A 24,928-nucleotide genomic window follows, 5' to 3' on the forward strand; every position below is an offset into this window, starting at 1 on the left:
GGCTATTCCGCCCCGTCGAGATAAGCGGCGGGCTCACCGCCGGCGGCGGTGAACGCGGTCAGCGCCCGCACCAGCCCGTGCCGCTCCGGTACCGGCATGCTTTCCACGATGCGGGCAATCTCGGCGCGCCGCTGCCTGGTGACCTCCCGAACCACCGCATTGCCGCGTTCGGTCAACGCGACCAGCAATTCGCGCCGCGACGTCGGGTGGGGCAGCCGGTCGATCAGCCCGCCGCCCACCAGCCGGTCGACCATGCGTCCGGCCGCCGAGGGCCGCACACCCAGCAGGCTGGCCAGCGTGGCCAGGTTGATCGGACCGTGATTGCCCAGCAGGACCAGGGTGCGGAACTGCGGGATGGTGATGGTCTCGTCGACCTGCGCGATGGAGTGCGCCGAGATGGCCACCAAAAGCCGCGATGCGGTCAGCAGTGCGTCGGTGATGGCATCCAGCGACTCCTCGGTTCCCGACGGCTCTTCGGTGGGCATCGGGTCGGTCAACGTGCCTCCCTCCAGGCGATCCACAGAACTCTATCAGGACTCTACTATTTCCTATGGCTACTGTTTCTTATAGCTATCAAATCGGCTGGCGTGTGCTGCGGGTTTCTCCGCCGTCGGCGCCGGAATAACGCTATGAGGAGACCCCGATGACGGTTGACACCTCGACCATCGCCGAGCAGACCGCGGCGTCGCTGCACCGCACGATGTGGGCGATGGGCGACTACGCGCTGATGGCCGAGCAAGTGATGGCACCGATCGGCCCGACGCTGGTCAGCGCCAGCGGCATCGGCGCCGGCGATCGGGTGCTCGACGTGGCCGCCGGATCGGGCAACATCTCGATCCCGGCCGCGCTGACCGGCGCCACCGTGGTCTCCTCCGATCTCACCCCGGAACTGCTGCAGCGCTCGCGGCTGCGGGCCGTCGAGCACAAGGTGACGATGGACTGGCAGGAGGCCGATGCGCAGGCCCTGCCCTTCGGCGACGACGAGTTCGATGCGGTGCTGTCCGGGATCGGGGTGATGTTCGCGCCGAACCACCAGCGCGCGGCCGACGAACTGGTCCGGGTTTGTCGCCCCGGCGGCACGATCGCGCTTGCGAACTGGACACCCGACGGGTTCTTCGGTCGGATGCTGGCGGCGATCCGGCCGTATCGGCCCACCCAGGTGCCGGGCGTGCCGCCGGCGGCGTTGTGGGGCCGCGACGACTATGTCCGGAATCTGCTGGGCGGCCGGGTCGACATCATCCGCAGCCGACGGTGGATGCTGCAGGTGGACCGGTTCGACAGCGCCGCGGCGGTCCACGACTACTTCAAGAACCATTACGGCCCGACGATCGACGCCTACCGTCTCATCGGCGACAACCCCGCGGTGGCCGCCGCGCTGGACGCCGAGCTGGTCGAGCTCGCCGACCAGCATCTCCGCGACGGCGTCATGCAGTGGGAATACCTGCTGGTCACCGCGCAGAAGCGATGACCCACCGCGGCGAAAGACCACCAGCCGATGGCGCATCCGCATAGCATCACCGGCTGGGACGCCGAAGACGCCCGAGCCTGGCGCGCCGGTAACCACGCGATCGCGCGGCGCAACCTGCTGTGGATCATCGCCTGCGACCACATCGCGTTCGGCGTGTGGACGCTGTGGCCGGTGCTGGCGCTGTTCATGCCAGAGTCGGTGTACGGGTTCTCCGCGAGCGACAAGTTTTTGCTCGGCGCCACCGCCACCCTGGTTGCGGCTTCGCTACGGATCCCCTATTCGTTGGGGATCGCCACGTTCGGTGGCCGCAACTGGACGGTGGCGTCGATCGCCGTGCTGCTGGTTCCCACCGGGGCGGCGGCGATGTTGCTGGCGCACCCGGGTCTTCCGCTCTGGCCCTATCTGGTGTGCGCCGCGCTGACCGGGTGCGGCGGCGCCAACTACGCCGCATCGATGACGAACACCAACCGGTTCTACCCGCAGCGACTCAAGGGCTCAGCGCTGGGGCTCAATGCGGGTGCCGGCAACCTCGGCGTGCCGATGATTCAGCTGGTGGGCCTGCTGGTGCTGGCCACCACCGGCCACGACGCACCGTACTGGGTGTGTGCGCTGTACCTCGGGCTGCTGATCGCGGTCGGTCTGGGCGCCGCGCGCAACATGGACAACCTCGAACACGCCACCAAACCGGGTCACCTCCGCACGGTGCTGAGCAACGCGGACACCTGGATGCTGGCCCTGCTGTACCTGGGCACATTCGGCTCGTGGATCGGGTTCTCGTTCGCCTTCGGGCTGGTGCTGCAGGCCAATTTCACCGCGGCCGGGCAAACCGCCGTACCGGCGGCACTGCACGCCGCCGAATTCGCCTTCATCGGTCCCGCGCTCGGGTCGCTGGCCCGCATCTACGGCGGCAGGCTTGCTGACCGGCTCGGCGGGAGCCGAGTCACCCTGGCTGTCTTTGCAGCCATGGTGCTGGCAACCGGAGTGTTGATCGGCGTCAGCATCGCCACCGACCGTCACGGCGGCCACACGACCCCCCTGATGGTGGGCTATGTCGGATGCTTCGTCGTGTTGTTCATGCTGGCGGGCCTGGGCAATGGGTCGGTGTACAAGATGATCCCGTCGATCTTCGAGGCACGCAGCCACTCGTTGGACCTTGGCGAGGCCGAACGCCGCCGCTGGTCACAGGCCACGGCTGGGGCGGTGATCGGTTTCGTTGCCGCCTTCGGCGCGCTTGGCGGGGTAGGAATCAACCTGGCGTTGCGCCAGTCCTACCTGAGCACCGGCACCGAAACCGCGGCGTTCTGGGCGTTCGTTGCCTTCTACGTTGTGGCCGCTGTGTTGACCTGGGCCCGATATGTGCGCCGCCCCGGGTCTGCGCCACGGGAACGATCCAAGGACGTGCGATCGACCCAACCACGCCTGGGACTGGCTGCCCGCGTGACCCGCGGTGCCGCTGCGGCCCGACGCCGATGACGGGGCTGCCTAGCCGATGTGCAGTGGGTCGACCTGAACCCGCACCGGCCGCTGGTCGTGCCGGGCGGATGACAACCCGATGCTGCGCCGCAGGGCCGCCGCCAGCGCCAGACCCTGGTCGCGACCGACCCGCACCAACATCCGGGTGACCGGGGCGTCGGTGGCCACCCCCGCCGGGCGGCGCGCCCCCGGCGGCAGATCCACCGGTCCGAGCAGGTCCGCGCCGTCGGGCAACCGCACGTCGTCGAGCAGCGCCGCCACCGCCTCGGCGGTGCCGTCGAGCGCGGCCATGTGCACGGCCGGCGGCAAACCAACCTCGCCGCGGGCCGCCAACTCCGACTCGGCGTGGCCCACCGGATCCCAGCGGATCAGCGCTTGCACGGTGGGAATGGAGGATTCGGCGACCACCGTCACCACCCCGCCGTCCCCGCGGGCGCGGACCAGCGCCGTCGCCGCCAGCCAGCGCCGCAGCGTGTCCTCGGCCGCCCGCAGATCTTGGCGGCCCAGCAGCGCCCAGCTGTCCAGCAGCAGCGCCGCCCCGTAGCCGCCCGCGGCGCGGGGTTCGGCGCCGGGCGTGGCGACCACCAGGGCTGGACCGGCGTCGATCTCGGCGACCACGGTCTCCCCCGCTGACGTGATCACGGTGGCGCCGGGAAACGCCCGGCCGAGTTCCTCGGCGGTGCGGCGGGCGCCGACGACGACGGCACGCACCGCCTCCGATCCGCACCGTGCGCAGCGCAGCACCGGGTCCATGCGACCGCACCATCGACACACCGCGCCGCGCCCGGCATCCGGCAGCGACAGCGGCCCGGTGCAGTGCCGGCAGCGGGCGATGGCGCGGCAGCGCCCACAGGCCAACGACGGGACGTAGCCACGCCGCGGAACCTGCACCAGCACCGGTGCTTTGGCGTCCAGCGCCGCGCGGGCGGCACGCAGCGCCACCGACGGCAGCCGGGCGGTGCGCGCGGCCGGGTCGCGTTCCTCGGCGTAGCCGCTGTCGTCGAGGGCGACCACCCGCGGGGTGGCGGCCCGCACCGCTGAGCGCGGTGCCACCACATCGTGCGCCCATCCGCTGCGCACCAGCGCCTGGGCTTCGGCGGTGCGGGCGTAGCCGCCGATCAGCGCGGCGCAGCGCAGTTGGTGGGCGCGCAGCATCGCCACGTCGCGGGCGTGCGGGTAGGGGGCCCGCGGTTCAGCCAGCGTGTCGTCGCCGTCGTCCCACACCATCACCAGGCCCAGGTCGGCGACCGGGGCGAATACCGCGCTGCGGGTACCGATCACCAGCCGCGCGTGGCCGCGCAGCACCGCCAGCCAGCGCCGGTAGCGGGCGGCCGGGCCCAGACCCGCCGACAGCGCCACCACGGCGGATTCGTCGATGCGGGCGGTGGCGGCCCGCCACAGCGTGTCCACGTCCCGCTGATCGGGCACGATCGCCAGCACGGCCTGTCCGGCCGCGATGGTCGCGACCGCGGCGTCGACGAAACGGTCGGCCCACGGGTCGCCGGGCAGCGCCTGCCACACGGCGCGGGCCGCCCGCGACTCACCGAGCGCGGTCAGGAACTGGGCGCCGCGCCCGTAGGTCTGCCAGCCGGCGGGGTCGACCGGCGTGAGCTGCGGGCGCGACGGCGCGGCCGGTGTTTCGCGCTCCACCCGGGCGTGCCGGGGCGGCACCGCCAGCCGCAGCACGTCCGGGCGGGTGCCGGCGTAGCGGGCCGCCACCGCCTCGACCAACCGGCGGATCTCGGCGGTCAGCACCGGCTCGGCCGACACCACCCGGTCCAGCCATCCCAGCTGCCCGACGTGATCGGTGTCGGTGCGACGCTCCACGACGAACGCGTCGACCAGCCGGCCGTGGAAGCGGACCCGCACCCGCACCCCGGGCTGCGCGTCGTCGGACTGGTCGGCGCCGACCAGATAGTCGAACTCGCGATCCAGGTGCGGCACCGCCAGCATCGGCAACACCCGCGCGATCGGTTCGTGCTCGGCGGCCTGCCGCGGGGTGACGCTCACCCCGCAGGTGTACCAGACCGGGCCGACCCCAGCGGGGCTAGTCTCGTCGATTATGACCGGCGCCGGAGGTATCTCATGGTCCGCGACTTTCCCGTCGTTACCGCACGATTTCGCTCGGTGTACCGGCGTGTCACCGATACGCTGACCAACCTCGGCTGGCTACCGAATCTGGTACTGCGACTCACCGTCGGCTTCATGTTCTTCAGCGGCGCCGTCGGCAAGCTCGCCGACCTCGGTTCGTTCACGGACATGTTTGCCGCCCTGGGCATTCCCGGAGCGCGGTATCTCGCCCCTCTGACGGCGGGGGCGGAACTGGTTGGCGGTGCGGGGTTGATGCTGGGTCTGGGCACCCGCGTGGTGTCGCTGGTGCTGGCCGCGGACATGGTCGGCGCGTTGATCACGGACATCGGCCCGAATCTGGCGCAGAAATACCCCGATTGGTGGGATTTCCTCAGCAATATGTTTTATGCGCCGGAGTGGCTGCTGGTAGGTCTGTTGCTGTGGCTGCTGTGCGTCGGTCCCGGCAAGGCCAGCCTCGACGGGCTGGTCGGTCGACGTTTGGCGGCGACGAGCACCGCGGACTCAACGCCCGGGTAATCAGAACGAGTACGCATACCACCACGCGATGGAGCACAGTTGCAGATCCTTCGAACGCCCGATGAGCGTTTCGCCAACCTGCCGGGCTACCCCTTCCAACCGCACTACGTCGACGTGGGCACCGGCCTCGGCGGCACACCGCTGCGTGTCCACTACATCGATGAGGGGCCGGCCGACGGCCCATGCGTGCTCCTGCTGCACGGCGAGCCGTCATGGTCGTTTCTGTACCGCAAAATGGTTCCGGTGATTGCCGGCGCGGGTCTGCGCGCCGTGGCGATCGACTTGGTCGGTTTCGGGCGCAGCGACAAGCCAGCCAGTCGCGACGACTACACCTACCAGGCTCACGTCGATTGGACCCGCGCCACCATTGAGGCGATCGGACTGACCGACATCACGCTGGTGTGCCAGGACTGGGGCGGGCTGATCGGGTTGCGCCTGGTGGGTGAGGACCCCGGCCGTTTCGCCCGCGTCGTTGCCGCCAACACGTTCCTACCGACCGGAGATACCCATCCGGGCGAGGCGTTTTTGGCCTGGCAACGCTACAGCCAGCAGACCCCCCAGTTCGGCGTCGGGCAGATCGTCAACGGTGGCTGCCGATCCCAGCTGTCCGCCGACGTCGTCGCCGCCTACGACGCGCCGTTTCCCGACGAGAGGTTCAAAGCCGGCGCGCGCCAGTTCCCGATGTTGGTGCCCACCAGTCCCAACGATCCTGCGACGCCGGCGAATCGGGCCGCGTGGGACGCGCTGGGCCGCTACGAGAAACCGTTTCTGTGCGCATTTTCGGACTCCGACCCGATCACCAAAGGTGCGGATGCGGTCCTGGCGGCGCATGTGCCCGGGGCCCGCGCACATCCGGCGGTCACCATCACCGACGCGGGACATTTTCTGCAAGAAGACCAAGGGGAAGATCTCGCCCGGGTCGTCGTCGAATTCGTCGGCGCGACCTGACGGTCGCATCCACCACCGGCGAGCAGATGCGTACCGCCGTGTCGTGCAAGCTACGTCGGGTAGGCGGGCAACTCGATCTCGTCGCGGAACTCGCGCCGGATGATCCAGTCGGCTAACCGCGGGACGCCCAGCAGTTTGCTTGCCTGGTTACGGGTCCAAAGCCCGAGTGGCGTCTTGGGCGCGAAGGCGGATGCGAAGCTTCGCGCCGACCGCTGCTTAGCCTCAATAAGTGGCCGCAGCATTTTCTCGTAGCGGTGGAACGCTTCGCGGTGGTCGCCACCGGCCGCATTGAGCTCGCCGGCGAGTACGTAGGCCTGAAGCATCGCCAGGCCGGTGCCTTCGCCGGCCAACAGCGACACGCAGGAGGCGGCGTCGCCGATCAGGGCAACCCGGCCTTTCGACCAGCGCTCCATGGTGACTTGAGTGACCTGATCGAAGTACACCTGCCCGACGCGATCGAGTTCCGACAGGATTCGCGGGCACTCCCATCCGGCGTCGCCAAAAACGTGTCGCAGAACAATGTTGCCGTCGTGCGGACTATCCCGATCTGCGCTGAGCCTAGCGTCGTTGGCGTAGACCAACAGAAACATTGTCCGGTCATCACGCAGCGCGAATCTGGCCGCCATGCGTCTCGGCGCCGTGTACGCCACATACACCAGTTCCTCGCGCGGTTGGTAGCCGTTAACCGCGAATGCCGCAACCTGATAGCCGAGGGCGGTCTGGAATTTCGTGTCAGGCCCGAATACCAGGGCGCGCACCGGCGAATGAACGCCGCCGGCGCCGATCACCAAGTCAAACCGGCGAGACTTACCCCGCTCGAAGGTGACCTGCACACCGTCGTCGTGTTGGTCGATACCGACGATGCTGTCGTTGAAGATCGTCTCGACGCTGCCCTCGATGGCCTGATAGATAAGTGCCGCCAGGTCACCACGCGGCAGACTGGTGAACCGCCCGCCGAAGTTGTGCCGGAAGCCTGCGACCGGAAACTCGCCCACGGTGCGGCCGCGGCGATCCACTAGTCGCACCTCCTGAACCGCATACCCGGCAGCCTGCACGGCGGGTGCTAAACCCATCCGTTCGGCGATCGCATATCCCGAGCCCCAGAAATCGATCACGTAACCGCCGGTCCGAAGCTGCGGGGCCTTCTCGATCAACGTGGGCTCGTGGCCGCCGTGCCGTAGCCAGTACGCCAGCGTCGGCCCGGCGATGCCGGCCCCGCAAACGGCGATCTTCACCCGCCCTCTCCCTTTGCTTCGCGGCGGACACGTGCGCGCAATGGAGATTGTTGAGCACCAAACGATGCTGCTGGCAATAGTAGCAGTAGGAAACAATCGATGGCGCATACAGTCTGCGGTCGCGACGGTGCGCGCGCTGCCACCTCAGCGACCGCCCTCAACGGCGACCGGGCGGCCGCGTTCGCGTGCGACGGCTTCGCGATCGAGGCGCTGCGCCCGGTAGATGCTCACATTGGTGCGCGACATCAGCAGCGAGGCAATGCCGACCGCGATGATTGCGCCTGGCACCACCGCGAACGATCCGGTCATCTCGGCCACCATGATCAGCACGGCCAGCGGTGCGTGCGCGACGCTGCCGAAACACGCCATCATCCCGACCACCACGAAGATCCCGGGATCGGCGGGGACACCCGGCAGCTGGAACAGGTCACCCAACCGCCACACGGCCGCACCGACGAACGCGCCGATGACGATGCCGGGCCCGAATATGCCGCCCGAACCGCCGGTACCGATCGACAGCGATGTGGCCACAATCTTGGCGATCGGCAACACCAGCACAACCCACAACGGAATCGCGATCAGCGACTGTTTGAGGGTGGCTAACTGCACCCAGCCGTAGCCGCTGCTGAGGACCTGCGGCAGCGTCAGGGCCAGCAAGCCGACCAGCAGCCCGCCGAGGGCCGGCTTGAGCACCGCGCCGCCCCGGACCCGGTCGGTCAGCGCCACGACACCGTAGAAGGTCCGGGCGTACAGGTAGCCCACCGCCGCCGCGACAATCCCCAGCACCACGAACCACAACAGCGGCCCGGCATCCTCGAAGCGGTATTCGGCGTCCACGAAACCGAACATCGGGTCGAAACCCACCAGCGATCCGAATACCGCGTAAGCGGTCGCCGAGGTGATGAAACCGGGGTACAGCGTGCGGTATTCGAAATCCTCACGGTAGATGATCGACGCCGCCAGCACCGCGCCACCGAGCGGCGCACCGAAGATGGCGCCGATACCGGCTCCGACGGCCACTGACACCAGGATCCGGCCGTCGGCGTCGGACAGGTTCAACCGGCGCGTCAGCAACGAGGCGACGCCGGCGGAGATCTGGGCGGTGGGCCCCTCACGGCCCCCCGACCCCCCGGAGCCAATGGTGAGCGCACTGGCCAGCATCTTCACCACCACCACCCGACCGCGGATCGCACGCGGATCGGTGTGCACCGCCTCAATCGCACTATCGGTGCCGTGTCCGGTGGCTTCGGGGGCGAATTTGGCCACGAGCAGCGCCGACACCAGGGCCCCCGCCGTCGTCACCAGCGGAATCGCCCACGCCCTGGCGTAGCTGCCCGATCCCGGATTATTGCCCTCAATCCGCGGGGTCGGGACCTGGTAGTCGGCCAGGTAGCCCAGCAGGAATGCGCCGGTGTACTTCAACGCCAAATAGAACACCACCGCGCCCAGGCCGGCGACAACACCGATCAGCGTGCCCAGCAGCAGCCACTTGGGAAGATATTCGGCGTTGGTCACGAAGCGGCCCAACCGCCCTCTGGCCCGCACCTCGCCGCCGTGGTCCTCCGCCGCCATGCCCGGCACGCTAGCAGCGCCGACCAAGATCCGTAGGGCCGCTGAAGCCGAGCGGTGCACCGCCCGTGGTCACGCGTGCCGGGTAGGGCGGTCCGCCGAAATCGACGCTGCCGCGACGCCTACTCGGCATCTTCCTCGCTGGCGTCGATCTCGGTGGCCTCGCTGCCCGCGCCGGACGGCCGGCCGAAGAAAAACCCGGCGGTGATCAGGATCTGGGCCGCGGCGTAGGCCCACCAGATCGGCGCTGCCAGCGCCTCGTTGCCCAGCACGAACCGGCCGATGCCGATCATCGCGTCGGACACCGCAAAACACACCGCCCCGACCGCGGTCCACACCGTCGGCAGCCGGGCCAGCAGCGCCGCGCACACCATCGCCCCGAGCACCGCGATGTAGGCGATCACCGGCAGCGTCAGCCCCTCACGGGTCAGCCCCGGCCAAAACCACACCAGCAGCGCCACACACGCGGCAACGGTCACCGCGACCGCGACCAGCCGGCGGCGCGTCGGCGCGGCCAGCGGAACCAGCGCACCCAGATAGCACAGGTGCGCGAACAGGAAGGCGCCCAACCCGGCCACGAACGACATCGGCCACCACGGGATCGCCAGCAGCCAATCCCCCACCGCGGAAAACCCCAACGCCGGCATCAGCCAGCGCCGTTCACGCACCAAGGGATGCGCCGCCGCGGCGACGGCCAACAGCAGCGCCATCGACGCTTTGACCAGCGGCTGCAAACTCCACTGCCCGGTCAGGTCGGCGCCCGGCAGCGAGCGCACGGCGGTCACGGTCAAAAAGATCCCGTAGCCGGCGCCCGCCCACCCAGCGACCATCCATGCACCCGTCACCAACCGCGGTGCGTACGGTGTCTGCATGCCCGTTTCCGGTGACAAGCCACCCGTCGACGCCATTCTGCAGAAGGTACTGGACGCGGTGCCGTTTCAGTTCTCGACCGAGCAAGGTGTCGAGGCGGCGCGCCGACAGCTGGCGGAGCTGCCCCGACGCCCGATCCACCCGGAGCTGCGGGTGCAGGACCGCACCATCCCCGGGCCCGCCGGCGACATCCCGGTGCGCATCTACTGGCCGCCCGAGCCGACCGACCCCGCGCCGGTGGTGGTGTTCTTCCACGGCGGCGGATTCGTCGCCGGCGACCTGGACACCCACGACGGCACCGCCCGCCAGCACGCCGTGGGCGCCGACGCGGTGGTGGTGTCGGTGGATTACCGGCTGGCGCCCGAGCACCCGTATCCGGCGGCCGTGCAGGACAGCTGGGCCGCGGCGCAGTGGGTGTTTGCGCACGCCGGCGAGCTGGGCGCCGACCCGGCTCGGCTGGCGGTGGCCGGCGACTCGGCCGGCGGCACCTTGTCGGCGGTCGTCGCCCAGCAGTGCCGCGATGAGGGCGGGCCGCGGCCGGTGTTCCAGCTGCTGTGGTACCCGGCCACCGTGTACGACGCGTCGCTGCCGTCGTTCAGCGAGAACGCCAACGCGCCCATCCTCGACCTGAAAGCGGTGGCCGCGTTCACCCGCTGGTACGCCGGGGAGGTCGATCTGCGCAACCCGCCGCCGCGGATGGCGCCGGGACGCGCCGAGAACTTCGCCGACCTGCCGCCGGCCTACATCGCGGTGGCCGGTTATGACCCGCTGCGCGACGACGGTCTGCGCTACGGCGAGCTGCTCGCGGACGCCGGGGTACCGGTGCAGGTGGACAACGCCGAGACGCTGGTGCACGGCTTCCTGGGCTACGCCGGGGTGGTGCCCGCCGCCACCGAGGCCGCCGACCGCGGGCTGGCGGCGCTGCGGGCCGCGCTGTGGGGTTGACCGTGCCGATCCCGAAACGGCGCCCCACCCGGTGCGGGCAGCTCCTACAGTGGGGAGATGAGCCGCGCTGCAGAGCAAAACCGTGAGGCGGGGCCGGGGACGCTGCCCGATCACCACGCGCTGATCGTCGGCGCCGGGTTCTCCGGGATCGGCGCGGCGATCAAACTCGATCGGGCCGGGCTGCCCGATTACCGGCTGATCGAGGCCGGCGACGGCGTCGGCGGCACCTGGCATTGGAACACCTATCCCGGTATCGCCGTGGATATTCCGTCGTTTTCCTACCAGTTCTCGTTCGAGCAGAGCCCAGATTGGACGCGCACCTACGCGCCGGGCAACGAGCTGAAGGCCTACGCCGAGCACTGCGTCGACAAATACGGCATCCGGTCCCGGATCCGGTTCAACACCAAGGTTCTCGGCGCCGACTTCGACGACGAGCACGGTTGGTGGCGGGTGCAACTCGACACCGGCGAGACGGTGACGGCGCGGTTCCTGATCAATGCCAGCGGGGTGCTGACGGTGCCGAAGCTGCCCGATATCGATGGCGTCGACACGTTCGACGGTCTCACCATGCACACCGCGCGCTGGGACCACACCCAGGATCTGGCCGGCAAACGCGTCGCCATCATCGGCACCGGCGCCTCGGCGGTGCAGGTCATCCCGGAGATCGCGCCAATCGTCGAGCACCTCACCGTGTTTCAGCGGACCCCGATCTGGTGTTTCCCCAAACTCGATGTGCCGCTGCCCAAGCCGGCGCGGTGGGCGATGCGCATCCCCGGCGGCAAGGCCATCCAGCGGCTGCTCAGCCAGGCCTATGTCGAGCTGACCTTCCCGATCGCCGCGCAGTACTTCACCGTTTTTCCGTTGGCCAAGCGGATGGAGTCGGCGGGGCGCGCCTATCTGCGCCAACAGGTCCGCGACCCGATTGTGCGCGAGCAGCTCACGCCGCGCTACGCGGTCGGCTGCAAACGGCCCGGCTTCCACAACCGCTACCTGGCCACCTTCAACCGGGACAATGTGCGGCTGGTGACCGAGCCGATCGACAAGATCACCCCCGCGGGCGTGGCGACCACCGACGGCGAGCATCACGCCGTCGACGTGCTGGTGCTGGCCACCGGGTTCAAGGTGATGGACACCGACAGCGTGCCCACCTTCGCGGTCACCGGGGCCGGCGGACGCTCGCTGAGCCAGTTCTGGGACGAGCACCGGCTGCAAGCCTACGAGGGGGTCAGCATCCCCGGATTCCCCAATCTGTTCAGCGTTTTCGGGCCGTACGGCTACGTAGGGTCGTCGTATTTCGCGCTGATCGAGGCGCAGACCCATCACATCGTGCGGTGCCTGGAGCGGGCCCGACGCCGGCAGGCGACCCGGGTGGAGGTCACCGAGGAGGCCAACGCCCGGTATTTCGCGGACATGATGCGCAAACGGCACCGCCAAGTGTTCTGGCAGGACAGCTGCCGGCTGGCCAACAGCTACTACTTCGATAAGAACGGCGACGTGCCGCTGCGGCCCACCACCACGGTGGAAGCCGTCTGGCACAGCCGCCGCTTCGACTTCGACGACTACCGCTTCACCGCGTAACGCTGCACCGAAATGTACAAATTATGGCCCAGAAAATGTACAGTCAAAGTGTGGACGTATCTGTGACCGAGTTGCGCGCGCACCTCAGCGATTGGCTCGAGCGAGCGCGGGCCGGTGGCGAGGTCGTCATCACCGACCGTGGTATTCCGGTCGCGCGGCTGGCCGCGCTGGACAGCGCGGGCACCTTGGAGCGTCTGACGGCCGAAGGCGTGATTGGCAAGGCTTCCGCGCCGCGGCCCGTCGCCGCGGGGCGGCCCAGACCCCGACCACGACGGCCGGTGTCTGACCGGGTCAGCGATCAGCGACGCTAACCCGTGCCGCTCGTCTACTTCGACGCCAGCGCCTTCGTCAAACTCCTCACCACCGAGACGGGGAGCTCGCTGGCGTCAGCACTCTGGGACGGCTGCGACGCCGCCGTGTCCAGTCGCCTGGCCTACCCCGAAGTCCGCGCCGCACTCGCCGCAGCGACCCGCAATCACGACCTAACCGAATCCGAACTCGCCGACGCCGAGCGTGACTGGGAGAACTTCTGGGCCGCCACTCGCCCCGTCGAACTCACCGCGACGGTGGAACGGCACGCCGGCCAGCTCGCCCGAGTCCACGCTTTGCGCGGAGCCGACGCCGTTCATCTAGCCAGCGCGTTGGCCATCGGCGAACCCGACCTGATTGTCGCCGTCTGGGACCGACGCCTGCACGCGGCAACTCAAGTGGCCGGGTGCCGGGTCGCCCCCGCCCAACTCGACCCCTAGGCCGACGCCTTTCCCGCGTGCCGGCCAAACATCAGATCTCCTGGACACGTGGTTGCGTGGGTTGCAGCAGCGCCCGCAGATGACGGCGATAGACCGTGCGCCCGGTGTGGGTAAGTCCGAACCACCACCGCCGACCCTCCGGATACACGCTCAGATAGTGCGCGGCAACAAGTTCGGCGGTCAGCTGACCGAGTTCCTCGTCGCTGACCCGCTGGGCGCGGGTGAGCATCCGGGCGTCGACCCGGTCGGGGCCGGCGAGGATCGTGCACAGCATCAGCCGCTGCCGCGGCTCGATCAGCGCGTCCACGACGGCCGGCTGATCGGTGACTTTGCGCAGTGCGGGCATGTCGACGCCGTACGGGTCGAGGCGCCACCGGACCTCGGTGATGGCGATGCCCGTCCCGACCATGGCCACGAACAGCAGCGCATAGGCCGTCGCGGTGCCGCGCTGCGCAACCGCCCCGGCCATGACGGGGATCATTACGGACAAACCAATAACGCCCATCAGCCACATCACGAGATAGGCCCGCGTCGTAAAGAGCCGGAACCGGCGCGGGTGGGCCAGCCGACTGCGCGGGTAGGACCAGCACGAGTACGCGATCATTTCGACTATCAGGCAGGCCTCGGCGGTGAAGATCACCGGAAAATTCGACACGTCTGACGCGCCGAGTGCGGCGAGGGTCGCCGAGGTCACCACCAGGAATACCAACCCCAACCTCGGCGGCTCGTACGCCCCCATCAGCGCCCGCCGGGCGTCGCGCACGTCGTCCAGCGTGCCGGTCCGCTCCACCACTGCCACAGCTGTGAACCTATCCCAGCTCAAGGCGCGTGCCGTGCACCAAATGAGCGGCCATCGGTTACCGTTCTCCGATGATCACGCGTCGCCGAATCTGGCTTCCGGCCTTGGTGGTCGTGGTGGCCGCCGTCGCCGCGCTGCTGTGCTGGGGCCCCCGGTGGCATCATGCCCAGGCGATCCAGGGCACCCGGCTGACCTCGTTTCCGGCCGTCGACCCCGCCGGGCTGAACCCCACCCAGGTGGCGGTCGTCGACCAGCTGCGGGACCAGTTCCAGGCACACCACCCGAAAACGTTCTACTCGCAGGGCAAGGACGAACCGTGGTGCGCGGACTTCGTCAGCTGGATCATGCATGCCGCCGGCCATCCGTTGGCCAACCCGAATTCGGGCTCGTGGCGCATCCCGGGTGTGGGCACCCTGCAGGACTACTACCAGTCGGCCGAGCGGTTCCGGCCCACCGCGTCGGGCTACCTACCGCAGGTCGGCGACGTGGTGATGTACAACGACACCAGCCCATTTCACCAGCACACCAACATCGTCGTCGCCGACGACGCCGGCACCGTGACGACGGTGGGCGGCAACGAACTCGGCGGGGTCAGCATCCACCGGTTCGCGCTCGCCGACGACCCGGGTGTAGTCGGGTTCGGGCTGCTGTAAGTTGCGGCGCGAGCGTGCGCAGATCCGGGATTTCCTGCGGCGTGTCGACCGGGGACACGCACGCTCGCGGGGGGAACTACACCGCGCGTTTGAGGTCGTCGGCTTTGTTGAGTTGTTCCCAGGGCAGTTCGATGTCGGTGCGGCCGAAGTGCCCGTAGGCGGCGGTTTGGGCGTAGATCGGGCGCAGCAAGTCCAGGTCGCGCACGATCGCGCCGGGCCGCAGGTCGAACACCTCGCCGATGGCCTTCTCGATCTTGACCGGGTCGACGGTTTCGGTACCGAACGTCTCGACGAACAACCCGACCGGGGCGGCCTTGCCGATCGCGTAGGCGACCTGCACCTCGATCCGCTCGGCCAACCCGGCCGCGACCACGTTCTTGGCCACCCAGCGCATCGCATAGGCCGCCGAGCGGTCCACCTTGGACGGGTCCTTGCCGGAAAACGCGCCACCGCCGTGGCGGGCCCAGCCGCCGTAGGTGTCGACGATGATCTTGCGGCCGGTCAACCCGGCATCACCCATCGGGCCGCCCAGCACGAACTTGCCGGTCGGGTTGACCAACAGCCGGTAGTCGGAGGTGTCCATGGTGTCGTGGCCGAGGTCGTTGAGCACGGTGTTGACCACCTTCTCCCGGATGTCGGGGGTCAGGGTGGCGTCCAGGTCGATCCCGTCGGCGTGCTGGGTGGACAACACCACGGTGTCCAGCCGCACCGGGGTGTTGCCCTCGTAGGCCACGGTGACCTGGGTCTTGCCGTCCGGGCGCAAGTAGTCCAACACACCGCTCTTGCGGACCTCGGTGAGCCGACGCGCCAGCCGGTGCGCCAACGCGATCGGCAGCGGCATGTACTCCGGGGTATCGGAGATCGCGTACCCGAACATCAGCCCCTGATCACCGGCACCCTGGGCGTCCAGCGGATCAGCCGCACCCTCCACCCGGGCCTCATGCGCGGTGTCCACCCCCTGGGCGATATCGGGCGACTGGGCACCAATCCCGATGTTCACCCCACACGTCGCGCCGTCAAAACCCTTCTCCGAAGAGTCATAGCCGATGTCCAAGATCCGCTCCCGGACCGTGTTGGTGATATCGGCGAACGCCTCCTTCGCGGTGGTGGACACCTCCCCAGCCAGATGCACCTGACCAGTGGTCACCAACGTCTCCACCGCAACACGCGAACGCGGATCGGCCGCCAACAACGAATCCAGCACCGAATCACTGATCGCATCACAAATCTTGTCCGGATGCCCCTCGGTCACCGATTCGCTGGTAAACAGCCGACCCTTATTGCTCACGATTGTCATCCTTCCACCATATAAAACTTAGCTAACCAAATCATATCGTTTGTGGGCTCGACGCGCCCGGGCAGCCCGGCTCGGTGGCCAGGTCCGCACCGCCGGCCGCTACCCGCTGTGCCCGTGCAGAAATGTGACGATGGCGTCCACGATACGACTCGCCATCAACGTCTTGGAGCCGTGCTCGAGGGCCGACTCGGCACCGTCGGCGGCCAGCAGCCAGCCGTCGTTGTGGTCCACCTCAAACGCCTTGCCCTCCCCGACGGCGTTGACGACCAGCAGGTCACAGCCCTTGCGGCGCAGCTTGGCGCGGGCGTGAAACAGCACGTCACCGTTGGCGTCGCCGGTTTCGGCGGCGAATCCGACGATCGCGGCCATATTGGGCAGCTGCCCATCGGTGCGGGCCCGCACCGCGCCGGCCAGCACGTCGTCGTTGCGGACCAGGTCGATCGTCGGCGGCGCCGCACTGCCCTTTTTGATCTTGGCGGGCGCAATCTGGGCCGGCCGGAAGTCCGCCACCGCGGCCGCCATCACCAGCACATGCGCCTCGGGGGCGTGTTTGGACACCGCGTCGCGCAGCTGCTGCGCCGAACTGATGTGCACCACGTCCACCCCGGCCGGGTCGATCAGCCCGGCGGTGTGCCCGGCGATCAGCGTCACCTCGGCGCCGCGCTGGGCCGCCACCCGGGCCACCGCGTAGCCCTGCTTGCCCGAGCTGCGGTTGCCGATGAAACGGACCGGGTCGATCGGCTCGCGGGTGCCCCCGGCGGTGACCAGCACCTTGCGGCCGGCCAGGTCGTAGGGCAAGGCGTCGTGGCGCTCCAGCAGCAGGTGGGCGAAGGTGGTGATTTCCTCGGCCTCGGGCAGCCGGCCGGCGCCGGTGTCGCTGCCGGTCAGCCGGCCCGACGCGGGCTCTAAGACGACCGCCCCGCGCCGCCGCAGGGTGGCGACATTGTCCTGGGTGGCCGGGTGCAGCCACATCTCGGTGTGCATCGCCGGCGCGAACAGCACCGGACATCGCGCGGTGAGCAGGGTGGCGGTCAGCAGGTCGTCGGCGCGGCCGGAAACGGCCCGGGCCAGCAGGTCCGCGGTGGCCGGGGCCACCACGACCAGATCGGCCTGCTGCCCGATGGCCACATGCGGCACGGCCGGAACGTCCTCGAAGACCCCGGTGCGCACCGGCTGCCCGGACAGCGCCTCAAAGGTGGCGGCGCCGACGAACCGCAACGCCGATTCGGTCGGGATGACCTGGACCTGATGCCCGGCCTCGGTGAGTTGGCGCACGACGGTGGCCGCCTTGTAGGCGGCGATGCCGCCGGCGACCCCGACGACGATCCGCTTGCGCTCGTTCACGACTGCTCGTCGCCTCGGAGGCTCATCGCGGACCGCCTGCTCCCCTTACTCGCCTTCAGTGTGTTCGAGCAGGTCGGAGTGGATCTCCCGCAGCGCGATGGACAGCGGCTTTTCCTGCAGGCCCGGCTCCACCAGCGGGCCGACGTACTCGAGGATGCCGTCGCCGAGCTGGTTGTAGTAGTCGTTGATCTGACGGGCCCGCTTGGCGGCGTAGATCACCAGCGCGTACTTGCTCGACGCGCGCTCCAGCAGCTCGTCGATCGGGGGGTTGGTGATGCCCAGCGGGGTGTCGTAGCCACCGACGGACACGTCGAACTCGTCGGGGACGGCCGCCAACGGCGCGTCGGTCTGGGGCGTAGTCACGTAGCTATCTCCTGGCGGGTAAAGACTGGCGTCTGAAGGACTGGTGGGCGGCTCACTCCGGGTCCGGGGCGGTTCCCACCAGCAAGGATACCAATTCGGCGCAGGCTGTCTCCAATTGGCGGTTCACCACGACGTGGTCGAAGTCGCCCTGAGCTGCCAGTTCGGCGCGTGCGGTGGCCAACCGGCGCTGCCGCACCGCCGGCGTTTCGGTACCGCGGCCCACCAATCGGGCCTCCAGCACCTCCCAGCTTGGCGGCGCCAGGAACACCGTGATGACTTCCGGCAGGGCCCGCTTCACCGCCCGCGCCCCGGCCAAATCGACCTCGATCAGCACCGGATGCCCGGCGGCGGCGGCCTCTCGGACCGGTTCGCGCAGGGTGCCGGAGCGGTGCAGGCCGTTGTGGATCTCGGCCCACTCCAGCAGCGCGTGCTCTTCGATCAGCTGCGCAAACTGCTCCGCCGTCACGAAGTGGTAGTCGACGCCGTCGACCTCGCCGGGCCGAGGTGCCCGGGTGGTCGCCGACACGCTGAAGTACAAGTCGGGGATCCGCTCACGCAGACAGCGGACCACCGTGGACTTACCGACCGCGGAGGGACCGGACAGCACGACCACGCGCGCGACGGCCGGGGGCCGCGCACGCGGGTCGCGCTCATCGTCCGGGTTTCCACCCCGCCTCAGGCCATCGTCGGCCTGCATGCTGGCCGGGTTAGGAAAAGTCGAACTTTTCCAGCAGCGCCTTGCGCTGACGGTCACCCAGGCCGCGCAGCCGGCGGGTCGGTGCGATCTCGAGCTCGGTCATGATTTCCTGCGCCTTGACCTTGCCCACCTTCGGCAACGCCTCGAGCAGCGCCGAAACCTTCATCTTGCCCAAGACCTCATCGGTCTCGGCGTCCTTGAGCACCTGCTTGAGGTTGGTGCCACCACGCTTGAGCCGGTCCTTGAGTTCGGCTCGGGCTCGACGTGCGGCAGCAGCCTTCTCCAACGCGGCCGCGCGCTGCTCGTCGGTCAACTGGGGAAGGGCCACGATTCCTCCTCATCGTCATCGATTGGCATCGATGTTTGTTTATCTCGGCCGGGTACTCCAGCCAGCGACGACGACCGTACCCACCCCGCCAGACGAAATCTAACCCCACCCCCCTGGTTAGGGCCACAAATGCCCAGCGTATGGGCCGAGCGGCGATTCGGCGCGACCGTCGGGTATCGACCTGCCGGCAACCGTCCGCGCCGCGCCGGCACGTAAGCAGGTTTCCTGAAAACGTTGTCTAGCAGCGGTTTTGGGCGATTGACACGGTCCGCCGGCACGTCAGGGCGATTCGGCGGCCGGCGGTCACGACAGCACCTGCCATCGAAGCATTGCTGGTTTCGCATATTTTCCAGATCGCGTTGCGTGTCGCGCGTGTCGCGCGGCGTGTCGAACAGCCTTTTCGCCGGTCGAACCGGCAACGACGCTAGGTAGTAGATGCGAATGAGACGGCTGTGACGTGGCGCACGGTAACGCCGCTGGGCCCGGTCTCGACATAGCGGACATGAAGTGGATGACAATCGCAGGGACCGCCGCCGTGCTCGCCGCGACGATGATCGTCACCCCGCCCGCGCTGGCCCGCGCCGACGGCCCCGCGGCGGGCTCCAGCTGCGACAGCGGCCAGCTGAACCTGTCGACGAAGTCCAGCGCCGGCACCGCGGTGCGCTGCCTGGCCGACGAGGGCCGCGGCTACGTCTGGCAGGTCGACAACGGCACCACCCAAACCCCCGAACAGGCCGCGCGGATCGCCCAGAACGCCTGCCAGCGGCTCGGCGCCACCGCCGAGTGCCGGTCGGTGCTGGACAAGATTCCGCACCACCACTGACGCCGAGTGGGAATCGGGCGACGCCGCCGCGGCGTGTCGCGTCGGGAGATTCACACTCGGCGAGAACCTGGGCTCACTTGCTGCTGCGCCACACCCGGTCGAACGGCAGCCGCCAGGCGTGCGGGGTGATCAGCTGATGGATGGCATTGGGGCCCCACGAGCCGACGTCGTAGCCGCGCACCGGCGGCGGATCGGCCAGCAGCGGCGCGGAAACCTCCCACAGCCGCTCGATGCCCTCCGAGGTGGTGTAGAGCGTGTGATCGCCGCGCATCGCGTCCAGGATCAACCGCTCGTAGGCCTCCAGCACGTCGCCGACGGTGTCGGTGTCGGCCAACCCGAACTGCAGGCTGTGCTTGTCGAGCTTCATCCCCGGCCCGGGCCGCTTGCCGTAGAACGACAGCGACACCTTGGACTGGTCGGCGAGGTCGAAGGTGAGGTGGTCCGGACCGTGCGCGCCCACCCCGGATCCCGGCGGGAACATGCTCTTGGGCGGTTCCCGAAATGCGATCGAAATGATCCGCTGCCCCTCGGCCAGGCATTTGCCGGTGCGCAGATAGAACGGCACACCGGCCCAGCGCCAGTTGTCGATCTCGCATTTGAGCGCGACAAACGTCTCGGTGTCCGAATCCGGTGCGACGCCGGGCTCGTCGCGGTATCCGCGGTATTGGCCGCGCACCACGTTGCGCGGATCCAGCGGCACCATGGACCGAAACACCTTGTTCTTCTCGACGCCGATCGCGTCGGAGGCCAGCGCGGTGGGCGCCTCCATCGCGACAAAGGCCAGCACCTGAAAGAGGTGAGTCACCACCATGTCCTTGAACGCGCCGGTCGGCTCGTAGAACGCCGCCCGGCCCTCCAGGGACAGCTTCTCGGGGATGTCGATCTGAATGTGGTCGATGAACGTCCGGTTCCAGATCGGCTCGAACAGCCCGTTGGCGAACCGGAACGCCAGGATGTTCTGGGCCGGCTCCTTGCCCAGGAAGTGATCGATCCGAAAGATCTGCGATTCGTTGAAGGTTTCGTGGATCGACGCGTTGAGCGCGACCGCGCTGTCCAGGTCGGTGCCGAACGGCTTCTCCATCACCACCCCGGCGTCTTTGACCAGACCGGCCTGCTCGAGGGTGCGGATCGCCGGGATCGCGGCCTTGGGCGGAACGCTCAGGTAATGCAGCAGTTTGACGTCACCGCCGAGTCCGGCCGCGGCTTCGGCCACCGTCGTCGACAGCGCGCCCGGACCGGCCGCCTGCGGCACATAGCGCAGGCTTTGCACCCACTGCTTGCGGTCTTCGGCCGGCACCGCGGTGTGGGAGAACTGCTCGCACGCCTGCGCGGCCAGGTGACGGAATCCGTCGTCGTCCAGGTCGTCTAACGATGTGCCGACGATGCGCAGTTCCGGCGCCAGCTTGGACATGGACAGGTGAAACAAGCCCGGCAGCAGCTTGCGGCGCGCCAAATCGCCTGTGGCACCGAACAACACGACAACATGCGGAGCGGCGCCCCCCTTTTCGGTCGCAACCATCGTGGTCCCCCTCAGTACGCCGGCTGGAATTCGCCGGCCGCGACATCCTCCTCGGCCCGGATCACGTGCACCACGGCGTTGATCAGCGCCAGATGGGTGAACGCCTGCGGGAAGTTGCCCAGATGACGCCCGGTGCGGGTGTCGATTTCCTCGGCGAAAAGGCTGAGCGGACTGGCGAAGGCCAGCAGCCGCTCACACAGCTGCTTGGCCCGGTGCAGTTCGCCGATCTCGACGAGCGCCGACACCAGCCAGAACGAACAGATGGTGAAAGTGCCCTCCTCGCCGACCAGCCCGTCGTCGGTCTCCTCCACCTTGTAGCGCAGCACCAGCCCGTCGACGGTGAGTTCGTCGGCGATGGCCAGCACGGTCGCGCGCACCCGCGGGTCCTCGGGCGGCAGGAACCGCAGCAACGGGATCATCAGCACCGACGCATCCAACGCGTCGCTGCCGTACCGCTGGGTGAAGACGCCGCGGGCGTCGACGCCGTGAGCCAAAATGTCGGCCTTGATGTCGCTGGCGATCGCGGCCCACTCGCGGGCGTACTCCTTCTCGCCGTGCAGCAGCGCCAGCTTCATGCCGCGATCCAGCGCCACCCAGCAGAACACCTTCGACGAGACGAAGTGCTGCGGCTCGCCACGCACCTCCCAGATGCCGCGGTCGGGCAGCCGCCAATGCTCGATGGCCTGTTCCACTTGCTTTTTCAGCACCGGCCACAGCTGTTCGGGCACGTGCTCGTCGCGGGAGCGCACGTGCAGATAGACCGAATCCAGCATGGCCCCCCACACGTCGTGTTGACGCTGGTCGTAGGCGCCGTTGCCGATCCGCACCGGGCTGGCGCCGTCATAGCCGGACAGATGCTTCAGTTCGGCTTCGGTCAGCGTTTTCTCCCCGCCCACCCCGTACATCACCTGCAGCGTCTGGGCTTGGCCGTCCTCGTCGACGGCCGCATCGGACAGGAAATGGAAGAAGTTGTTGGCTTCGCGGTCCAGTCCAAGGGTGTGCAGCCCCCACAGGGCGAATGTCGAGTCCCGCACCCAGGCGTACCGGTAGTCCCAGTTACGCACTCCCCCAGGGGTTTCCGGCAACGACGTGGTGGATGCAGCCATCAGCGCGCCGGTCGGCGCGTAGGTGAGCCCTTTCAACGCCAACGCGCTTTGCTGCAGGTATCCGCGCCACGGATGGTCCGGGAATTTGCCGATGGTGATCCACTGCCGCCAGCATTCGGAGGTCTGCCACATCTTTTGGGCGGCTTCTTCCTGGGTGTGCGGCGCCGGCAGCGGCGACCAGGACAGCGCCACGAACGCCTCGTCGCCCTCGGTCATCCGGGTGCGGGCGGTGGCTTCGGGCCCTTCGATGCCCAACCGCAGGTTGGTGGTCAACTTCAGCGTGGGATGGCCCGCCCCGGCAGCGCCTTTGCAGGTGGCGGTGGCCTCCTCGTAGACCTCGCCGGTGTACGCCCAGCGCGCCTCCTGCCGGTGATAGTCGAACGCGGGCGCACAGCTGACTTCCAGCTCCACCGTGCCGCTGACGCATTTGATCGTGCGCAGCAGAATGTGTTCGGCATCCCAATCGGTCGGGGCGCGCCGGTGGGTCTTGGAGCGCTTGTCGGTGTTGTGCCATTCGCCCATCACCAGGCAGTCGTGCACGGTCAACCAGCCGGTCTCGGTCTGCCAGGTGGTTTCCACGATGAGCCCGCCGGGCCGGTACACCCGCTGCGAGGGCACGTTTTGCCCGTACGGGCCGACCCGGAAGTGGCCGGCACCGCGGTCCAGGATGGCGCCGAACACGCTGGGGGAATCCGGGCGCGGCAGGCACATCCACTCGACCGCACCGTTGGGGGCGATCAAACAGGTGTTCTCACAATCGGACAAGAACGCGTACTCGTCGATCGGTGGGAACGGGCTGCGGGTCGACAGCGCCATTTCCAGCGCCCCGGTTTCGCTGAGGGCCGGGGCGGGCTGCCCGTTCCCGACGGCCCCGCTATCGCCGGTGAGCGTGCTCGGTTGCTCGATAACCTCTGATCGCTTCTTGGTGCTCCCCATGGGGTCATCATGGTCCGCCGGCTACGGCGTGTCTGGAAAATGCACTTCTGACCTGCGCGTCATTAAAAACGTTACATCCCGCCCCTGTGGATTTCCTGACAATACCGCGACCACCGCGGCAGACCGAAACGCACACAGCCCGTTGGGATTTCAGCTCGCATTATCAGTAACCTTACGGAGTTGGCACAGCCTTTCCAAGGGTCCGGGGATTAACGTCGTCCATGTCAGCGGGAACACCGCAGATAACGGAAAAGGAGCTGATGTCATGAACGTAAAGCGCGTGCTGTGCGCATCCTCACTGGCCGCCGGGATCGGACTCACTGGACTCTTCGGCACTGGAATGGCAATCGCGAATGCTGCTCCGCTACCGGGCAATGCACCGATCGCTGCCAGCAAGGGCTCGCCCAGCCCGCAGCCGAGTCCCGACATCAAGCTCGACCACCACGACCGCAAGAAGGCCGTCAAGCAGGAAAAGAAGGAACTCAAGCACCACCGCGCCTACGTGACTCCCACCGCGGGTCGCCGCTGAGCACTCCGACTCGACACACAACGGCGGGCCACCATCCGGTGGTCCGCCGTGTCGCACTGTGGCGGCCAGATAGCCATTGCACCTCGCCTGAGCGGCGTCGTCGTCGGGGTCTTCCGGTTAATGCGGACACCATTGTTTTGCCGATACGGCCGTCGATTCAGCGGTTGCCGATCGAATATTTATTTTCGTTCGGGATTTGTCCCCTCGCAGCATCAAATACCGAGTTTTGCGCTCCACCGTGATAGCGGGCGCGGCGCCGTGCCACACCGCGTTGCCCTGTTGACCCGTCACGCGTGCCGGAATCCCGTTGCGCGCCAACACCCAGAGCGCGGATCCAACAGACTCGTTCCCCCCGCCCACGGCGGAATGCTCCGCACCGGCAACAGCTTTGACAACCCCGTCAAATAAGCCGCTCCGATACCGCGCGACTTGCCGCAGTCACCTACGTAATTCATAGCTAAAACAATTTGTCACGCCTGGGTTGTCCGGATACGATTCGGACTCAGGTGGATGGTCCACCTGGGGATTCAACACGGCGACCGGTTCGTACAAATGTGTTTCCGCTGAGTTGCACCCGTTCAGCAACGAAAGAAGAATCGGATGAAGATGCCTCGTTCCCTTTCCCGGTGGGCTCTGGCTTCCGCCACGGCCCTGGCTCTCGGCGCGTTCGGCGTCGGGGCCGGTGTCGCCAGCGCTGATCCCGACGGTGGCGTCGGCGGCGGCGCCAGCAGCAACGGCGGCGCCGAGGTCAACGTCGGCCCGGTCGGCGGCGGCTTCCAGGACAACACCGGCGGCGGCCTCAACCTCGGGCCGAACGGCCTGGGCGGCGGCGTCGACGACAATGCCGGCGCCAACCTGAACCTCGGTCCGGTCGACGGCGGCTTCCACGACAACACCGGTGGGGGCGCCAACCTGGGTCCGGAGGGCATCGGGGGCGGCGGCGGTGAAAACACCGGCGGCGGCCTGAACCTGGGTCCGGACGGCGTCGGGGGCGGCGCCCACGAAAACAGCGGCGGGGGCGCCAACCTCGGCTGGTAAGCGTCGACAGTCCCGCGCGGGCGCCAGCATCCTTGCGGCGCCCGCGTCGGGGTC

The 24,928-nt window shown here is 68.3% G+C and carries 24 protein-coding genes and 1 pseudogene; 12 read left to right on the forward strand and 13 right to left on the reverse strand.

Annotated elements, in window-relative coordinates; translation table 11 throughout:
- Positions 1-2: 2 nt before the first annotated feature.
- The gene (locus tag ACAG26_RS18470; RefSeq protein ID WP_370484619.1) at positions 3-485 is read right to left on the reverse strand and encodes a MarR family transcriptional regulator; all 483 of its coding nucleotides are present in this window, start codon (positions 483-485) and stop codon (positions 3-5) included.
- A gap of 158 nt (positions 486-643) precedes the next feature.
- On the opposite strand from ACAG26_RS18470, the gene ACAG26_RS18475 reads away from it, so the two are divergent.
- Positions 644-1,468: a class I SAM-dependent methyltransferase gene (locus ACAG26_RS18475; protein WP_370484525.1), complete on the forward strand. Its 825-nt coding sequence runs from the start codon at positions 644-646 to the stop codon at positions 1,466-1,468.
- Between the two features lie 27 nt (positions 1,469-1,495).
- A complete protein-coding gene (locus ACAG26_RS18480; RefSeq protein ID WP_370484526.1) occupies positions 1,496-2,941 on the forward strand; it encodes a nitrate/nitrite transporter in 1,446 nt (481 codons plus the stop codon).
- 9 nt (positions 2,942-2,950) lie between these two features.
- Here the strand turns inward: ACAG26_RS18480 and ACAG26_RS18485 are convergent, their stop codons facing one another.
- Positions 2,951-4,894 (reverse strand): primosomal protein N', encoded by a 1,944-nt coding sequence (locus ACAG26_RS18485; protein WP_370484620.1) that lies wholly within the window; start codon positions 4,892-4,894, stop codon positions 2,951-2,953.
- Positions 4,895-5,026: 132 nt separating this feature from the next.
- Here ACAG26_RS18485 and ACAG26_RS18490 point away from each other — a divergent pair, with 132 nt between their 5' ends.
- Positions 5,027-5,548: a DoxX family protein gene (locus tag ACAG26_RS18490; protein WP_370484527.1), complete on the forward strand. Its 522-nt coding sequence runs from the start codon at positions 5,027-5,029 to the stop codon at positions 5,546-5,548.
- Between the two features lie 39 nt (positions 5,549-5,587).
- Positions 5,588-6,496 (forward strand): haloalkane dehalogenase, encoded by a 909-nt coding sequence (locus ACAG26_RS18495; RefSeq protein WP_370484528.1) that lies wholly within the window; start codon positions 5,588-5,590, stop codon positions 6,494-6,496.
- Between the two features lie 50 nt (positions 6,497-6,546).
- On the opposite strand, the gene ACAG26_RS18500 is transcribed toward ACAG26_RS18495, so the two are convergent.
- The 3 genes from ACAG26_RS18500 to ACAG26_RS18510 all read right to left on the reverse strand — a co-directional run bounded on the left by ACAG26_RS18500 (position 6,547) and on the right by ACAG26_RS18510 (position 10,172).
- Positions 6,547-7,731, reverse strand: coding sequence for an FAD-binding domain (locus ACAG26_RS18500; protein ID WP_370484529.1), 1,185 nt, complete (start codon positions 7,729-7,731; stop codon positions 6,547-6,549).
- Between the two features lie 144 nt (positions 7,732-7,875).
- Positions 7,876-9,303 (reverse strand): chloride channel protein, encoded by a 1,428-nt coding sequence (locus ACAG26_RS18505; protein WP_370484530.1) that lies wholly within the window; start codon positions 9,301-9,303, stop codon positions 7,876-7,878.
- Between the two features lie 119 nt (positions 9,304-9,422).
- The gene (locus ACAG26_RS18510) at positions 9,423-10,172 is read right to left on the reverse strand and encodes a lysoplasmalogenase (protein WP_370484531.1); all 750 of its coding nucleotides are present in this window, start codon (positions 10,170-10,172) and stop codon (positions 9,423-9,425) included.
- On the opposite strand from ACAG26_RS18510, the gene ACAG26_RS18515 reads away from it, so the two are divergent.
- From ACAG26_RS18515 to ACAG26_RS18530, 4 genes and pseudogenes are all read left to right on the forward strand, one after another.
- Entirely contained in the window at positions 10,171-11,115 is a 945-nt protein-coding gene (locus ACAG26_RS18515) for an alpha/beta hydrolase (RefSeq protein WP_370484532.1), read from the forward strand. The two genes, ACAG26_RS18510 and ACAG26_RS18515, sit on opposite strands and share 2 nt — an antisense overlap.
- A 57-nt stretch (positions 11,116-11,172) precedes the next feature.
- A complete protein-coding gene (locus ACAG26_RS18520; RefSeq protein ID WP_370484533.1) occupies positions 11,173-12,693 on the forward strand; it encodes a flavin-containing monooxygenase in 1,521 nt (506 codons plus the stop codon).
- A pseudogene (locus ACAG26_RS18525) lies at positions 12,672-13,004 on the forward strand (type II toxin-antitoxin system Phd/YefM family antitoxin); the annotation flags it as partial. The gene ACAG26_RS18520 and the pseudogene ACAG26_RS18525, both read left to right, overlap by 22 nt.
- Positions 13,005-13,007: 3 nt before the next feature.
- Positions 13,008-13,442, forward strand: coding sequence for a type II toxin-antitoxin system VapC family toxin (locus tag ACAG26_RS18530; RefSeq protein WP_370484534.1), 435 nt, complete (start codon positions 13,008-13,010; stop codon positions 13,440-13,442).
- Positions 13,443-13,473: 31 nt separating this feature from the next.
- Here ACAG26_RS18530 and ACAG26_RS18535 read toward each other — a convergent pair whose 3' ends face one another.
- On the reverse strand, positions 13,474-14,241 hold the full coding sequence (locus ACAG26_RS18535) for a hypothetical protein (RefSeq protein WP_370484535.1): 768 nt from the start codon (positions 14,239-14,241) through the stop codon (positions 13,474-13,476).
- Positions 14,242-14,312: 71 nt separating this feature from the next.
- Here ACAG26_RS18535 and ACAG26_RS18540 point away from each other — a divergent pair, with 71 nt between their 5' ends.
- Positions 14,313-14,894, forward strand: coding sequence for a CHAP domain-containing protein (locus tag ACAG26_RS18540; RefSeq protein WP_370484536.1), 582 nt, complete (start codon positions 14,313-14,315; stop codon positions 14,892-14,894).
- A 76-nt stretch (positions 14,895-14,970) separates the two neighbouring features.
- Here the strand turns inward: ACAG26_RS18540 and metK are convergent, their stop codons facing one another.
- The 5 genes from metK to mihF all read right to left on the reverse strand — a co-directional run bounded on the left by metK (position 14,971) and on the right by mihF (position 18,923).
- Positions 14,971-16,182, reverse strand: a complete 1,212-nt coding sequence (gene metK, locus ACAG26_RS18545) for a methionine adenosyltransferase (protein ID WP_370484537.1) — start codon at positions 16,180-16,182, stop codon at positions 14,971-14,973.
- Between the two features lie 108 nt (positions 16,183-16,290).
- Positions 16,291-17,535 carry a bifunctional phosphopantothenoylcysteine decarboxylase/phosphopantothenate--cysteine ligase CoaBC gene (coaBC, locus tag ACAG26_RS18550; RefSeq protein ID WP_370484538.1) on the reverse strand — a complete coding sequence of 415 codons (1,245 nt, stop codon included), beginning with the start codon at positions 17,533-17,535 and terminating at the stop codon, positions 16,291-16,293.
- Positions 17,536-17,580: 45 nt separating this feature from the next.
- Complete coding sequence (gene rpoZ, locus ACAG26_RS18555; RefSeq protein WP_370484539.1) at positions 17,581-17,898, reverse strand: DNA-directed RNA polymerase subunit omega; 318 nt, start codon at positions 17,896-17,898, stop codon at positions 17,581-17,583.
- A 52-nt stretch (positions 17,899-17,950) separates the two neighbouring features.
- The gene (gmk, locus tag ACAG26_RS18560) at positions 17,951-18,511 is read right to left on the reverse strand and encodes a guanylate kinase (RefSeq protein WP_370484621.1); all 561 of its coding nucleotides are present in this window, start codon (positions 18,509-18,511) and stop codon (positions 17,951-17,953) included.
- Between the two features lie 94 nt (positions 18,512-18,605).
- On the reverse strand, positions 18,606-18,923 hold the full coding sequence (gene mihF / locus ACAG26_RS18565) for an integration host factor, actinobacterial type (protein ID WP_003932123.1): 318 nt from the start codon (positions 18,921-18,923) through the stop codon (positions 18,606-18,608).
- A gap of 511 nt (positions 18,924-19,434) precedes the next feature.
- Between mihF and ACAG26_RS18570 the strand changes: the two genes are divergently transcribed.
- Complete coding sequence (locus tag ACAG26_RS18570) at positions 19,435-19,746, forward strand: hypothetical protein (RefSeq protein WP_370484540.1); 312 nt, start codon at positions 19,435-19,437, stop codon at positions 19,744-19,746.
- Positions 19,747-19,819: 73 nt separating this feature from the next.
- Here the strand turns inward: ACAG26_RS18570 and zwf are convergent, their stop codons facing one another.
- Positions 19,820-21,265, reverse strand: a complete 1,446-nt coding sequence (gene zwf / locus ACAG26_RS18575; RefSeq protein WP_370484541.1) for a glucose-6-phosphate dehydrogenase — start codon at positions 21,263-21,265, stop codon at positions 19,820-19,822.
- Between the two features lie 11 nt (positions 21,266-21,276).
- Positions 21,277-23,187: a glycoside hydrolase family 15 protein gene (locus ACAG26_RS18580; RefSeq protein WP_370484622.1), complete on the reverse strand. Its 1,911-nt coding sequence runs from the start codon at positions 23,185-23,187 to the stop codon at positions 21,277-21,279.
- 385 nt (positions 23,188-23,572) lie between these two features.
- On the opposite strand from ACAG26_RS18580, the gene ACAG26_RS18585 reads away from it, so the two are divergent.
- On the forward strand, positions 23,573-23,836 hold the full coding sequence (locus ACAG26_RS18585) for a hypothetical protein (RefSeq protein WP_370484542.1): 264 nt from the start codon (positions 23,573-23,575) through the stop codon (positions 23,834-23,836).
- Positions 23,837-24,436: 600 nt separating this feature from the next.
- Positions 24,437-24,874, forward strand: coding sequence for a hypothetical protein (locus ACAG26_RS18590; protein ID WP_370484543.1), 438 nt, complete (start codon positions 24,437-24,439; stop codon positions 24,872-24,874).
- Positions 24,875-24,928 lie beyond the last annotated feature (54 nt).

The sequence above is a fragment of the Mycobacterium sp. pUA109 genome (assembly GCF_041287095.1).
Taxonomy (GTDB): domain Bacteria; phylum Actinomycetota; class Actinomycetes; order Mycobacteriales; family Mycobacteriaceae; genus Mycobacterium.

Excerpts from the sequence above, each read along its gene's own strand:
- ACAG26_RS18590 (WP_370484543.1), top strand. The coding sequence starts at position 24,437 with ATGAAGATGCCTCGTTCCCTTTCCCGGTGGGCTCTGGCTTCCGCCACG.
- ACAG26_RS18510 (WP_370484531.1), bottom strand. The coding sequence starts at position 10,172 with ATGCAGACACCGTACGCACCGCGGTTGGTGACGGGTGCATGGATGGTC.
- ACAG26_RS18470 (WP_370484619.1), bottom strand. The coding sequence starts at position 485 with ATGCCCACCGAAGAGCCGTCGGGAACCGAGGAGTCGCTGGATGCCATC.
- ACAG26_RS18515 (WP_370484532.1), top strand. The coding sequence starts at position 10,171 with ATGCCCGTTTCCGGTGACAAGCCACCCGTCGACGCCATTCTGCAGAAG.
- ACAG26_RS18480 (WP_370484526.1), top strand. The coding sequence starts at position 1,496 with ATGGCGCATCCGCATAGCATCACCGGCTGGGACGCCGAAGACGCCCGA.
- ACAG26_RS18485 (WP_370484620.1), bottom strand. The coding sequence starts at position 4,894 with ATGCTGGCGGTGCCGCACCTGGATCGCGAGTTCGACTATCTGGTCGGC.
- ACAG26_RS18580 (WP_370484622.1), bottom strand. The coding sequence starts at position 23,187 with ATGGCGCTGTCGACCCGCAGCCCGTTCCCACCGATCGACGAGTACGCG.
- ACAG26_RS18540 (WP_370484536.1), top strand. The coding sequence starts at position 14,313 with ATGATCACGCGTCGCCGAATCTGGCTTCCGGCCTTGGTGGTCGTGGTG.
- ACAG26_RS18505 (WP_370484530.1), bottom strand. The coding sequence starts at position 9,303 with ATGGCGGCGGAGGACCACGGCGGCGAGGTGCGGGCCAGAGGGCGGTTG.
- zwf (WP_370484541.1), bottom strand. The coding sequence starts at position 21,265 with ATGGTTGCGACCGAAAAGGGGGGCGCCGCTCCGCATGTTGTCGTGTTG.
- ACAG26_RS18475 (WP_370484525.1), top strand. The coding sequence starts at position 644 with ATGACGGTTGACACCTCGACCATCGCCGAGCAGACCGCGGCGTCGCTG.
- ACAG26_RS18520 (WP_370484533.1), top strand. The coding sequence starts at position 11,173 with ATGAGCCGCGCTGCAGAGCAAAACCGTGAGGCGGGGCCGGGGACGCTG.
- ACAG26_RS18570 (WP_370484540.1), top strand. The coding sequence starts at position 19,435 with ATGACAATCGCAGGGACCGCCGCCGTGCTCGCCGCGACGATGATCGTC.
- ACAG26_RS18585 (WP_370484542.1), top strand. The coding sequence starts at position 23,573 with ATGAACGTAAAGCGCGTGCTGTGCGCATCCTCACTGGCCGCCGGGATC.
- ACAG26_RS18490 (WP_370484527.1), top strand. The coding sequence starts at position 5,027 with ATGGTCCGCGACTTTCCCGTCGTTACCGCACGATTTCGCTCGGTGTAC.